This window comes from Nostoc sp., assembly GCF_036916735.1.
In the GTDB taxonomy this organism is placed as follows: Bacteria; Cyanobacteriota; Cyanobacteriia; order Cyanobacteriales; family Nostocaceae; genus Nostoc.
This window is the reverse complement of record NZ_JBALFV010000042.1, coordinates 71,756-84,629: the sequence shown is the minus strand read 5'-3', so window position 1 is coordinate 84,629 and position 12,874 is coordinate 71,756. Positions and strand designations below refer to the sequence as shown.

The 12,874-nt window shown below is 39.3% G+C and carries 14 protein-coding genes and 1 pseudogene; 8 read left to right on the top strand and 7 right to left on the bottom strand.

Annotated features, from left to right (window positions below; genetic code table 11):
* Positions 1-5: 5 nt before the first annotated feature.
* Complete coding sequence (locus tag V7L20_RS11020; RefSeq protein ID WP_334744111.1) at positions 6-275, top strand: hypothetical protein; 270 nt, start codon at positions 6-8, stop codon at positions 273-275.
* 106 nt (positions 276-381) lie between these two features.
* Here the strand turns inward: V7L20_RS11020 and V7L20_RS11015 are convergent, their stop codons facing one another.
* The 3 genes and pseudogenes from V7L20_RS11015 to V7L20_RS11005 all read right to left on the bottom strand — a co-directional run bounded on the left by V7L20_RS11015 (position 382) and on the right by V7L20_RS11005 (position 2,508).
* The gene (locus V7L20_RS11015) at positions 382-1,221 is read right to left on the bottom strand and encodes a hypothetical protein (protein WP_334744110.1); all 840 of its coding nucleotides are present in this window, start codon (positions 1,219-1,221) and stop codon (positions 382-384) included.
* A gap of 54 nt (positions 1,222-1,275) precedes the next feature.
* A pseudogene (locus V7L20_RS11010) lies at positions 1,276-1,405 on the bottom strand (ISAs1 family transposase); the annotation flags it as partial.
* A 155-nt stretch (positions 1,406-1,560) separates the two neighbouring features.
* A complete protein-coding gene (locus tag V7L20_RS11005) occupies positions 1,561-2,508 on the bottom strand; it encodes a molybdate ABC transporter substrate-binding protein (protein WP_334744109.1) in 948 nt (315 codons plus the stop codon).
* A gap of 1,057 nt (positions 2,509-3,565) precedes the next feature.
* Between V7L20_RS11005 and V7L20_RS11000 the strand changes: the two genes are divergently transcribed.
* The 3 genes from V7L20_RS11000 to V7L20_RS10990 all read left to right on the top strand — a co-directional run bounded on the left by V7L20_RS11000 (position 3,566) and on the right by V7L20_RS10990 (position 6,857).
* The gene (locus tag V7L20_RS11000) at positions 3,566-4,171 is read left to right on the top strand and encodes a DUF3038 domain-containing protein (RefSeq protein WP_334744108.1); all 606 of its coding nucleotides are present in this window, start codon (positions 3,566-3,568) and stop codon (positions 4,169-4,171) included.
* A gap of 249 nt (positions 4,172-4,420) precedes the next feature.
* The gene (locus V7L20_RS10995) at positions 4,421-6,055 is read left to right on the top strand and encodes a DUF4335 domain-containing protein (RefSeq protein ID WP_334744107.1); all 1,635 of its coding nucleotides are present in this window, start codon (positions 4,421-4,423) and stop codon (positions 6,053-6,055) included.
* 517 nt (positions 6,056-6,572) lie between these two features.
* Entirely contained in the window at positions 6,573-6,857 is a 285-nt protein-coding gene (locus V7L20_RS10990; RefSeq protein WP_334744106.1) for a YiaA/YiaB family inner membrane protein, read from the top strand.
* A 294-nt stretch (positions 6,858-7,151) separates the two neighbouring features.
* Here the strand turns inward: V7L20_RS10990 and V7L20_RS10985 are convergent, their stop codons facing one another.
* From V7L20_RS10985 to V7L20_RS10975, 3 genes are read right to left on the bottom strand one after another with little or no spacing between them, the layout of a single operon-like run.
* Positions 7,152-7,613, bottom strand: coding sequence for a ferredoxin (locus tag V7L20_RS10985; protein ID WP_334744105.1), 462 nt, complete (start codon positions 7,611-7,613; stop codon positions 7,152-7,154).
* Positions 7,613-7,999, bottom strand: a complete 387-nt coding sequence (locus V7L20_RS10980) for a DUF1257 domain-containing protein (RefSeq protein WP_094328130.1) — start codon at positions 7,997-7,999, stop codon at positions 7,613-7,615. The genes V7L20_RS10985 and V7L20_RS10980 overlap by 1 nt, the downstream gene beginning before the upstream one ends.
* Positions 8,000-8,038: 39 nt before the next feature.
* Entirely contained in the window at positions 8,039-8,248 is a 210-nt protein-coding gene (locus V7L20_RS10975) for a DUF2997 domain-containing protein (protein ID WP_012406943.1), read from the bottom strand.
* A gap of 593 nt (positions 8,249-8,841) precedes the next feature.
* On the opposite strand from V7L20_RS10975, the gene V7L20_RS10970 reads away from it, so the two are divergent.
* From V7L20_RS10970 to V7L20_RS10960, 3 genes are read left to right on the top strand one after another with little or no spacing between them, the layout of a single operon-like run.
* A complete protein-coding gene (locus tag V7L20_RS10970; RefSeq protein WP_334744104.1) occupies positions 8,842-9,228 on the top strand; it encodes a type II toxin-antitoxin system RelE/ParE family toxin in 387 nt (128 codons plus the stop codon).
* Positions 9,218-9,742, top strand: coding sequence for a helix-turn-helix domain-containing protein (locus V7L20_RS10965; protein ID WP_334744103.1), 525 nt, complete (start codon positions 9,218-9,220; stop codon positions 9,740-9,742). Before V7L20_RS10970 ends, V7L20_RS10965 begins: the two co-directional genes overlap by 11 nt.
* Positions 9,739-11,397, top strand: coding sequence for a tyrosine-protein kinase family protein (locus tag V7L20_RS10960; RefSeq protein ID WP_334744102.1), 1,659 nt, complete (start codon positions 9,739-9,741; stop codon positions 11,395-11,397). The genes V7L20_RS10965 and V7L20_RS10960 overlap by 4 nt, the downstream gene beginning before the upstream one ends.
* A gap of 200 nt (positions 11,398-11,597) precedes the next feature.
* Here V7L20_RS10960 and V7L20_RS10955 read toward each other — a convergent pair whose 3' ends face one another.
* Complete coding sequence (locus V7L20_RS10955; RefSeq protein WP_334744101.1) at positions 11,598-11,735, bottom strand: hypothetical protein; 138 nt, start codon at positions 11,733-11,735, stop codon at positions 11,598-11,600.
* 106 nt (positions 11,736-11,841) lie between these two features.
* Here V7L20_RS10955 and bioU point away from each other — a divergent pair, with 106 nt between their 5' ends.
* On the top strand, positions 11,842-12,864 hold the full coding sequence (gene bioU / locus V7L20_RS10950; protein ID WP_334744100.1) for a (S)-8-amino-7-oxononanoate synthase BioU: 1,023 nt from the start codon (positions 11,842-11,844) through the stop codon (positions 12,862-12,864).
* The last annotated feature ends 10 nt before the right edge of the window (positions 12,865-12,874 follow it).

Genomic DNA, 12,874 nt, shown 5'->3' with positions numbered 1-12,874 from the left:
TTGCGATGTTACTTAAACTCAATCAACTAATTGTTAAAGCAGGTCATCAGTTGTTGATTAAAGATGTCTCCTGGTCGGCATACAAAGGCATTTTAGCAGAATTGGGAGACAATCGCAGTTCTAGAATAGGTTACAGTCAAAGGGTGCTGGAAATAATGGCTCCATTACCAGAGCATCAAGTAGCTAAAGTTATTATTGGCGACTTGATAAAAGTTTTATTAGAAGAACTCGATCTGGAATTTTGGAGTTTAGGTTCTACAACATTTGATAAATAAATCCACGATGAACCTTCTATTTTTACCACATCCCCATTTCTGCAAGAACTCTATAATCATTTTTGAATTTTTCCAATTAAGTTGACAATGCCGCTTGGCTTATTCCTTATTTATCTAGCAAAAATGGTCTTACAAATCTGATACCTCTAACATCATCTTTATTGATTTGAACTATCTCTGTTTTTTTCTTAGTTTCTTCTATCTTTAATATGTAGTTTTTATCTCCTTCAAACAAAAGTTTTATCTTTTGTGTATCTGTATTTACTTGAGTGTTTATTCCTATTTTTTCTATTTCTTTACTTATATCTTCCTTAAAAAATATTTTCACTTCTTTGGGCTTTCCACCACCATATTGTTCTGGAATCAAAGGATATACATAGTAGCCAAAACTAGTTAGATAATAACTAAATACTATTATAAACAAAAAGCCTAGAAATAATAAAATAGAGAACCGCGCTTGACTATTTATAATACTTGTATTAAAAAACAAAATGATGCCTGGACAAACACATACTATGGAACCCCAAAACCATACTTCAAAAATATCCTTAATAGTTGTCTTTATAGAACTTGGTTCAGGAGGATCAAAATGGAATAAAAAACTAAATAGGACAAAATATACGACGGCAAAAAATAGCGAACCTACAAGAGAGCTAAATAATATTTGCCACAAAAAACGTAGACTAATTCTTTCAAATTTGAGATCCTTGATACTCTCCACTTTATATTTGAATCGATACATGAAAACAATAATCGAAAACGTTAAATTTGAGAATATAGAAAATAAGACTAGAACTCCTGTGTAAATAAAACGAGGTTTAAGGCTCGAAAAATCTGAGATTCCTAAACTGTACAAATAGTCATTAACGGTCAGTATACCAACTAAGTAACAGAGAACTGCTAGAACAGTAAATATTTTTACAATTGTTTCCCAAGATAATTTCATAACCACTATAGCTTTGTTTCAATCAGGGTAAACGCATCAAAATAATGGCTCAAATTATGACTCAGAGGGGGCAAGGAAAGGGGCAAGAATTTGCAGCATAAACTGGTCATTGAGTCCGGCTCTGTAGCGTTTCATCGCTCTCACTGCCCTTTGAGGCTTCCTGACGCAAGAGGTTGAGGGCGAGAATATAGTCGGCTTGCTGCTGTTGAATCTGCTGGGCAGCTTCTTCAACACAACGTCAATGCCTTTTCTTATTCTATGTCACCCATGTATAATTTATACTTACTTTTTGGATATATTATCAGGTTGATTCAGAGCAAAACAAAATTATAAAGTTTGCTACCTATGTTGGTCTAACTTAATTAATTGCTTTTTAACAAATGCTTGTTTTTTATTCAGGATTAAAGCTATACCTACAGCTAGTAAAATTCCACCCGCACCCTGATGTTCGGGAACAGAAGTAGAAGGCGTAGTAAATCCATACTTGGCTAAAATTTCTTGCCCTTTTTGTGACAGGATATATTCAGCTAATTTTTCACCATCAGGATCGGCATTTTTCAGTGTAGTCAATCCATAATTAGCTTTTGTTGCTAAGTAGCCGGGCAACTCTACTATTTGCAGATTTTCACCACCTTCTATTGCTTGGGCAGTCTGACCACTCGTATAATAAGATAAAAATATATCTGCCTGCTTTGTTTCTTCTAGAAAGTAGACTAAATTATTTTTGCCATTAGGAACTATAGGAGCATTAGGATTACCACCTACTAATTGCAAAGCTTTATTCTTCAGAATTTGAGAACTACCAGGTTTAACCCGATCAGCCTTGTCAAATATCTGCCAGGCATAATCACCAGATGGATCTGCTACAGGCGTCGAAGTTCCTACCTTGATTTCTGGTTTTAGCAAAAAATCTAGCAAATTATCTGATGTGATACCAAGTCCTGATCTTACAATAGCAGTCATGCGGTTGCTAGTGAAGTTCACTACAGGTTCACTTAAACCTTCTTCAAATAATGTCTGAGGGTTTTCAATATCTGCACTAGCAAAAACATCTGCGGATTTTCCAGTTTTGGAGAATTCTTGTTCTATAAATTCTCGTGTTAAACCAGATGGGCCAAATCGCGTTTCTACTGGAATTCCATATTTCTCGTTAAAAGATTCACCTACTTCTGTGAGGCTATCGCGCAAACTACCAGCACCGTATAGCTTAACCGCCAATGCCTGAGTTGGTATAATGACACCGACAGCACAAGCTATCAGTGAAAAGGCAAAAAAATGCTTTTTCATAGTTATTATATTATTGCGTTGCTATTCTTACCAGTGAATTATCTGTAACCCATACTGAAGAATGGGTTTTGATAAATGTCTAAAGTATTACCTTTGCCCATCAACCTTATAAATTAGTTCTGATATGTGGGTGGTTCGTGGTTAGAGCTATAGTACCAACTAAGTTGGAATAAATCAATCGCTTAACATCTTCAAACACTAACTTTATTAAATTTTTAAGTTTGTCTCAGTTGGATAGAGAGATTAATCTTCCTGATGTTGCTTAACCCAATCCCCAGTCCTTAATTCTCAATCCCGAGGTTACATAGAGACATCAATCTTCCTGATGTTGCTTAACCTATCCTGTAATAACAGGCTACACACAAGCAAAACTGGGGTGAAGTTGGGATAAGCTCTTGAGGCAGGGGAGGTACTTGAGGAAACAGAGTTATTGTTCAGTAATTCTTTTCTCAAAAACAGCTTCTCTTCTTTTCGTGGCCAAGAACAGCTTGCTTCAACCAAGAAATTGCTTAAGGGAACTTCAAAAAATAAATTATCCAATTTCTGGACTTCACTACGACTTTTCCTCCCCCAGCCCCCTGCCTCTAAAACGATGGGATATTTTTTATTTGGAAGTCCCTAACCGAACAGTATTGAGATTGTGTTCAGCAGTAAGAAGCGCCTTTAGCAAACAGGCAAAAAATTTGTATAGTAATTATGTATACATGAAGACCAAATAATAAACATCAATAAATTTCAAAATTTACAGCCATAAATAAATTAGGAGGTATTCTACACAATTACTTAGCGATAATTAGCGGTTAGCATTCAAAACAATAGTTTATTTATACTCTTGTACGGAACTAGCAGCGAAAGTCGGGTAAACCTTAACTAGAATTGATACTTTTCTACTTTGTCGAAAATAAATTTTCATCTAGAGTAGGACAAAGATACCTGCTGTTTACCACATAAAAAAATCTACCTGAAGCGGCTCATAGCTATGGGAAACCAAGCTTAATGCTTGAGAGTCTGGTTTCAAAATGGGTAACAGCAACATCCTCTATCAGCTTGATCACCTATGCTAAAAGTTATGCACTCGGCCGCCAACTCAGCCACTCCAAATTCCCAGTGGGAGGATTTAATCAAGCTTCCAGCCCCAAACACAGTTCAATGGGACAATATCAAAACCCAATTAGACTTGGTGCTGTTGGCGCTAGAAACCTTAACTGGGATTGGTTCAGAGGCAATGCTTTCGGCGGCAACCGATCTGAATTTAGAGTCAAGAGTGCCAGACCGCGTAGCTTTATGGCGATTGCGCCAATCAAATCCTCTACGTAAAGGTCAAGGAGGGCGAAAAAAGTTAGATGTCGAAGAAGCGCGATCACTTGTTCTGATCATCTGCTACCTAGCCAAACAGCACCAGGAATTGATTCGCCGCGCTGTCGGATTGTTGGAACAAATGGCAGGAAATAACCGGGAACCTCACCAGGCTGCTTTACTTGGAGATTATATTGATGCTTTTTGCAACACTTACCAAGAGCGGATGGAAGAGGACGAGAAAATCTCAACGGATTTACTTACCAACCTGGCACTAAAACTGCTTGTAGAGTTACTTTTTTACAGTGCTCCTGGTGGGCATCGTCGTCTCTGGCTAGCACTTTTAGACCGTTCTACAAAATTTTAGATTTTAGATTTGAAATTCCTCAACCAAAATTCGCTCATGAAAGTTTGCTAGGTAAGGATTCCTTTTTGATGATTGTTAGCCCTTGGGCAATGCACTATCAGCACTGCTTCCTCTTTGCACATCAGTTTGCATAACAGAATGAACTTAAGAAAATTCTGAGTGGAAGAATCCACCCTTCCAACTTTTCTTTGCAAGCAACTGGCTTAACTTTTTGCAAAATCCCAAATAGTCTTCTTCGCAGTTCCTGCCATGCCTCTATCAAATTCTGTCATTCGTTGCTATACACCCCCTACTTGCACGCTAGAAGTATTCGCGCAAAGCTCACCTTTGTCACGTTGGATGGGGAAAACTGTCCTTAAGCACCTGAGCTTTGAGCTTCGTTTTGATGATCCCCGACTACCAGAAGAACACAGAGTTCCAATTCGGGGCGATCGCGATCAACTCGAAGCTTTATGTGATGCGGTCGCAAGCTACGTACAGCAATTCCTCCAACAGTCTCCAGAAAGCTTTTGCCTCAGTTTCTCCGATATTCAAGAGTCAAGCACAGCATCAGGTGAGCCGGAATTAAAGTCCTCTACAAAAACATTAAATTCCTTTAATACCCAGATTCCTGGGGGAAATATCCGCTTAGAACCAAGCAGCCATTTAACTCACAACTTATTTCTCGGTTCTCTCGCCAACCACTCATCCGGCCCCGTAGTTCAACTCAGTCTGCTGCAACTATTCGATTTGGCCACTGCTTTAGATGAGTACTCAACTGATGTCATGGCACTCCCAACTCTCAACAGCCCTTCGACTCTAAGGTTCCCTACTTGGGCACCTGTTGCCGCAGTATTAGTATTAGGTATAGGTTTTTTACCAGTTACTTGGCAATATGCTAACAACCTTAGGGAAAAGCAACAACAGACTGCCAAAACAGCAGATCCAGCAGCAGTAAAGTCTGCTTTAGAAACTTCACCTTCACTAAACTTTCCCACGCCTCAACCTGGACTCAGTAATCCATCAGATAATTTGCTAGGTTCCACCCCTCCACTTTCCACATCCACTTTACCCCAAGCACCTCTAACAGCCCCTAGTTCTAGTTTCTCTACACCGCCACCTCTAAATGCATTAACAATACCTCAGGGCAAAACTTCAACCCTTTCCACTAATCGAGCGATGCCTCCGGCGAGCTTCTCTACGAGACGCTTCTCGAACGCTAACGCACGATCTAGCAAAATCCCAGGTCAGGAAATTGCTATATTACCAAATCTTGAACAGAACCCTACAGGGTCAAGTACCCAACCTAGTATTCTGCCTAAGCTGCGGGATTTACCACCCAGGCTATCTTCTAACACAAATAACTTACCAACTAATATCTCACCAGTCGTCCCCCCACCTCTTAACACCATACCCAATACTGGCAATACTGCTACCCAACCCTCTCAACTAACCTCACAACAGCTAGAGGAAAGAATTAATTCCCTACAGCAATCTTCTCCTAGAGAGAAACCTGCTTCTCAACTTTCCTCCTCTAGAACTGCGGATAATAATCCCTTTATCGATCAATTAGGGAACGAACGCCAAAGCCCCAAATCTACAGAAGTGGCTACCGGCACATTATTTGATACACCTCAAGTAGCAGAAGCTAGAGAATACTTAAAAAAACGTTGGCAACCACCCACTGGACTAGGACAAACATTAGAGTATAGTTTGATAGTCAGTGTTGACGGCACAATTGAACGAATTATTCCTCTCAATAAGTCAGCAAGAGACTTTGTTGATAGTGCTGGAATGCCTGATGTTGGTAAACCTTTTGTTTCCGCCAATAAACGCGGACAAAATGTCAAAATTCGAGTTGTTCTCACTCCTGATGGTAAGGTACAGACTTTTCCAGATGAATAAAAGTAAATTAATCGGTTTAAGCTGAGATATTGCATTAGTCACAACAACTGCCTAGTAATTTATTACTAGGCTAATAGCTAAAGTCGTCTTTAGACGACTAGTAAAAGCTTTTATTCTACTTAAATGGACTTGGCACTTCGAGTCTTGGGGGGCTTGTTGGTTTATCAAGAATACTGCAAGATTTCAGTTTAATGCCACTTAGAAAACTGGTACAAACCTTGTGCCAGTTTCTACTTACTTCAATTGCTCTTGAGCTTGCTTTTTAGTGTCCAGTTACCAAACTGGTCTTACTATTAATACCAGTAAACCTACTACTCAATACAATTACTATTAACACCGATTCTCTAAAATGAAACTATAGATAGATACAAGTCTGGAAACCCAGATTAAATCTGACTTTTCTTAATTACTTAGTGTAGCGTTAGCGAGTCTTTTGCCAAAGGGAGACGCCAAGAGCGAACGAGCATCATTACACATTAGGAATTGAGATAAATTACTCATATCAAAGGTAGGAAATATGCAAACAATTGGTACTCAAAAAGACAGTCCAGCTTGGGTTATTCAAACTTGGGCAGCTTTTGTACTTTCTATTTCTATGACCACCTTCGGCATTGTAAACTTACCTGTAAATAGCTGGGTAAAAGGCTTTATGGGTATGGGTTTGGCTTTCTCTATTGGCTCAACTTTTACTTTAGCGAAAACTACTAGAGACTTGCATGAAACTAGAAGATTAACCGCTAGGTTAGACGAGGCGAAAGTAGAAAAATTACTTTCACAGCACGATCCTTTAAATTTTAAATGAAGGCAGCCATAACAATTTTAGATTTTGGATTGCCAATTTTGGATTAATGGGACTTAAACAAAAATCCCTTTTAGAAATATCAAACAATACTAACTTTTACCATTTGATGTGATTTATACCAATTTCAAAAATGATTGCAACAGATGGACAGCGAAAACCCAGATACAATAAGTGGTTTCCAATCTAAAATCTAAAATTCAAAATGGTATTACACATCAGAAATTAACTAGTATGACAAAAAGTAAAAGGACTGGATATACCAGTCCTTTATTATCTTAATTTAACGTTTTTATCTTAATAACGGGATTTTTTGGTTTTTAACTTTTGCTTTTTACGCCGACGTTCGCTAGCAGCAACTGCTTGTTCTACCGGATAACCGACTAAAGGAATTACCTGATATTTGCGTTCTTGTTCTAATTTTTTCAGTTCAGTGTAATCAACCCAATGAATGCAATCAACCGGACAAGTGTCAATTGCTTCTTGGATAATTTCTTCAGCGTCCCCATCTTGCCGAACCACGCGCGATCGCCCGTAATCTGGTTCAATGTAAAATGTGTTACGTGCAACATGAGCGCAATGCTTACAACCAATACAGGTGATTTCGTCAACATAAACACCATTTTGGCGCAGCATACCACCCAATTCCGGTTCTAAACCAGAACGTTCTGGGGCATCCCGTAAAAAACCCCCTAATTCTGGTTCCAAACCCGAACGATTTTCTTCTTGTTCTTCCGGCGACGGCAGAAAATCAGCCATTACGCACTCCAGCGCTGTACTACCAGGCGAATTGAACCATCTTCATTTTTTTGTTGTTCAGAGACTTGAAAACCAACACGTGCGGTTTCTTTCACAACTGTTTGATAAGCATAACGCTGTGTTACCTGGCGTAAAAAACCGTCCACAGATAGGTTTTGCTGCCAATATTGCAAATCAGCCACCAGTTCATATTCTTTGCCATTCCATCTAAAACCGATGTCATAGCCATTTTCCTGCTCAATACTAACTTCGGCAGGATGGGTTTGACCGCGATAGCCACGGACTTCGCGTGGGCCGGGTTTCCAGTCTACGCCCAATTCAGTTAAAGCATCTTTCAAAGAATCAAGGTTACGGATTTGAGTCTTAATTTGGCTAAAGTGTGACATGGTGGTTGTGAATTAATTACACTAAACTACTGTGAAAACTTACCAATCGCTGTAAGTGGTGTGTGTATTCGCCACATTAGATTGCTGCACCTTGGCGGCGAAATATTCTGAGGTTGGCTCATGATTAAGTACTTGCCCCAGCTGTGCCTCTATTGCTGCTGTAACCTCAGCGCAAGAAGCACCCACAATGCCAGTGACTTTTTCTTGTACCCGACCGTCTGGATAGATTATGAACTCTAATGTCTCCATGCTCTTGGCCAACCACGATAAGTACGCTTAAATTCTACTGCCTTAGCAGAAGGCTACAAATATAGCCGTAGGAACATTTTTACTTAGATACAAACTTACCATTTGTTAAATAATGTTCCATCTTTCAACATATATATCTCAGAATCTTTACAAAAATTATTAATTTTGTAAGCAGTCACCTCAATCTTTAGTTAGTTTCTCTTAACCTCATTGATTAGTCAAGGTAACAACTGAGTTTGTCAAGTAAGCGGCAAAAGTCCTCAAAATAAGCATTAGAGGTAATATAGCCAGCAAGGCAATTTACAAAAATATAGATTTTCTTGAGGAGATTAATCATTATTCTTAGGTTGACCGTATTTCTTCAAGTGTCAGTACAACATAAAACGCAATTTAATCCAACACTAGGATAGTGGGGTGCGCGAACAGCAACCGCTTATAACCCTTTTCTGCCACTCTCCCAAAACAAAAACCGAAGGCATTTAGCATTTTCGCAAAACAAACAGGGTAATCAAGTTTTTAGCTTGATAATATTGTAGTATCAGCTAATATTCCAAATATGGCATATTATTAGTAGAGGGTATGAGGAGTCTGCGGTGAGTGAAGAATGGCAGATTATTACCTACCAAGAGGTAGATGGAAAAAAACCAGTTGATGAGTTCCTAACTTCTTCACTCACTCCAGTGGAATATAAGCAGTTTCAGTTCCGCCTCTCTCTTATATCTACGAAGGGACTTGCCTTAATAATTGAACGCTCAGACATTTTAGACAAAATCAAGACAGAAGATAACCTTTATGAACTGCGTTTGCCTAATACTCGTAACAATCCCCGCATTTTTCTTTGCGCCCTAACGGGTAAGCGTCTAGTTTTGCTGCACGCTTTCAAGAAAAAGGGGCGTAAAACTCCGCACAATGAAATATATATTGCAGCTAAACGGCGAGATTTAGTAGTCGCGAAGGAGGATAAAACAGATGAACAATAATCCCCATTTGGGCAGTGATGCTTTAGCTTTATTAAATGAAATTGTTCCTGACACACCAAAGACTCGTCTTGTTGAACGTCAGGAGCTTTTCCGACTTGCTTTAACTCAAGCAATGCGAAGTGTGCGTAAGCGCTCTGGACTCAAGCAAACAGAAATAGCTCAACGTCTAGGTGTGCAACAAAGTCAGGTATCTAAACTAGAAAGTACTAAAAATGATCATACGTTTGACTCCGTACTTGCATACTTAAATGCTCTAGGAGCAGATTTTGAAGCAGCAATTATTGTAAAAAAACAGAGAATTAATGTAATTACAGCGAACTTAGATTCGGATAACATTGATGTGAGAGCAGCCATCGATAAAATATTTGGAGATGTAGATAATACAGAAGTATTGCAAGAGGAGTCATCACCAAACTTTGACTTAATCTCAGCACAAGAGAGAGACACGTGTCGTGAGGCACAGCAAGTTCGTTGCCGTCAAGGAGGTTCTTGGGGGACAGATAGCGTAGCATGAAAACTATTACTTTTTATTCATATAAAGGTGGTGTTGGTAGAACACTTGCCGCAGCAAATTTTGCAGTGTACTTAGCAAAATTGAATCTTAAAACTGTTATGGTCGATTTTGACCTGGAGGCACCAGGTATAGATGCCAAATTTGCCGGGTTAGAGTTAGCAGCTAATCAAAAAGGTCTACTCGACTACATTTTGGATTATCAGCAACAAAATTCAAATCCAGCAACTATTGAGGAAATAAGCCTTCAAGTACCAATTGAATCCTCTAAAGGAATTGCGCCTCTGTGGCTTATTCCAGCAGGACAGTACCTTTCTGAGGAATACTACAAAAAATTAAATCAGCTTAACTGGAATCTGATTTTTTCTGATAAACTCGATGGAATTGCATTTTTTCAGCAATTTATTGCCCGTATTAAAAAAGAATTTAAAGCAGACTTTTTGATTATAGACTCCCGTACTGGTATTACCGAAATAGCTGGTCTTTGCACCCAGCAGCTACCTGATGAAGTTGTAATGCTCTCTTCTTTAAGTTCAGAAAGTATCAAAGTAAGCAAGCATATTAAGCAACTCATCCAGCAAAGTGCGTTAGCCAAAGCACTTAAGAAGTCAATTGATGTCAAGGTTGTTGTGTCACGTGTTCCCAAACCTGAAGATTTAGATAGCTTTAAGCAGAGATGCTGCCAACTGTTTGAAATAAATGAAACTAAACTGTTTTTTTTGTTCTCCTATCCCTCTTTAGAAAAAGAGGAATTTCTGGCAATTGCTACTCCGGATAGTCATAAAGAACTAGTAAATAATTATGTGAGGTTATTTTATGGATTGGATTTAGAACTTTCTAGCGAAAATATTAAAGTAGAAATTGAAAAATTAGGTACTCAATTACTTGTTGTACCCTCACTAGAAAAGTTGGAGAAGAATGTTCTGGAGCTAGTTGCCCTTTACCCTCATCCAGAAGTATATCGTGCTGCAATGCGGTTTTTCAGGCTAAGACACAGACAAGAAGAAATTAGAAGTTTTGGTTGGGAACTCCTTAATTTACTACCAAGTGATGAAGAAGCACAACAAATTCTTGCAGAGAGCTATTTAGCAGAACGTAAGCTTGATAAACAAGAAAAGAAAAGAGCTATTCGTATCATAGAACCTGTTTGGCTCAGAGGTGAATTAAAGCCAGAGCAATCTATACGCTATGCAGATATTTTAGATGATCTAGAATGTTCTGCTAAAAGTCTGGATATTGTTCTACCTCTATGTGATGATGAGAGTATTGATAATAATACTCAAATACAAGCAAAACTGATTGCATCTCAAACTGCTCTTAAGCTAGGTCAAAGTGAAATTGCAGCAAAATTCATTCTGGATATTCCTCCAAAACAATTAGGAGGTTCGCTCATAATCTTAGCAATTGAAACTCTTAGAGATATTGGAGATTTTGATGGTGCATTCGAGTATGCCAAACAATTGATACGTCGGGAATATAATCCTACAGTTATAGAGCAAGCAGCTCGTTTAGCTCACCAATTAGATCGGGTCAAAGAGTTGGAAGATGCAATACGTTCACTAGCAAAACTCCGTATGCTAAAACAAGAAAGCTTTTATCAACATTTGAAAGATTGCGGATTATCTGAACTAGCACGTGTGTTGCAAAGAGCATCCTAAACCACTGCAATTATTTATTTTATCTTAAATCTATATCTGGATGGGAATTCATCAAAATATCCGAGCGTCCCGGAGTTTCAAGCGATATCGGAAATGCTCTGCTAAAACAACAAGAAAAATTATTTAAACTGTGGCATCGAGTTAGAGACGGAACTTTGAAGCGTTATTATATTTAATCTTCTGAAGACTCTAGACACAATTCACTTAACTTCTTCACCGATTGAAATGTATTGTTTTTTGTCTACGATCGCCCTGTGGTCGATTACGAACTTACGGGTGATGGGTAGATTGTAGTCATTGTCAGGGATACTTTGCTCATCAATAGGATAATGAATCATAATTAACCTTTATAGCTTTGAGCTATCAGCCATCAGCCACCAGTTACAAGCCGGAAGCTGAGATGCCGAATGCTAAAGGCTTTTGATTCAAATTAACTAATTGACTATGAATTCCGAAAAAGTCAAAAATTCTCTAAATATTGCGCCAGCTATACGCGTGGGAGTACTAGGTTTCGGCGGACTAGGACAAGCAGCTGCCAAGCTACTTGCTGGCAAACGGGAAATGATTTTAGTCGCAGCAGCAGATCATAAAGGTTACGCTTACGCTGCTGATGGTTTAAATACTCAAGAATGCATCGCCACCTACCAGTCCCAAGATTCGGTAGGTCATTTAGAGCCAGTTGGTACGTTAACAAATCAAAGTATTCAGGATCTAATTGAAATAGCTCAACCTGTGGATGGGTATTTTCTGGCTTTACCCAACCTACCAAATGACTTTATTCCGACTGTAGCCAAGCAGTTTATCAAGTCTGGTTGGCGTGGGGTGCTAGTGGATGCAATTAAGCGCACCACTGCTGTAGAACAACTACTAGCAATGAAAGAAGAACTGCAAGCAGCCGGGATTACCTACATGACAGGCTGTGGTGCAACACCCGGATTGTTAACAGCCGCAGCCGCTTTAGCAGCCCAAAGCTACGCCGAAATTCATCAAGTCGAAATTACCTTTGGGGTGGGAATAGCCAACTGGGAAGCTTACCGCGCCACTGTTCGGGAAGATATTGGACATATGCCTGGTTATACAGTAGAAACTGCTAAGGCGATGACTGATGCCGAAGTAGAAGCACTACTAGATAAAACTAATGGCGTGCTTACCTTGACGAATATGGAACACGCCGATGATGTGATGCTAGAGGTAGCGGGAATAGTGGGGCGCGATCGCGTTACTGTTGGTGGTGTAGTCGATACTCGCAATCCTAAAAAGCCCCTTAGTACCAACGTTAAGGTAACAGGGCGCACCTTTGAAGGGAAGATTTCCACCCATACCTTTACTTTGGGAGATGAAACCAGCATGGCAGCTAATGTCTGCGGCCCTGCCTTTGGCTATCTCAAAGCTGGTAAACAATTGCACCAACGGGGCATCTATGGAATATTCACTGCTGCCGAAATTATGCCTCAATTTGTTAGGTAATAGTTAAGAG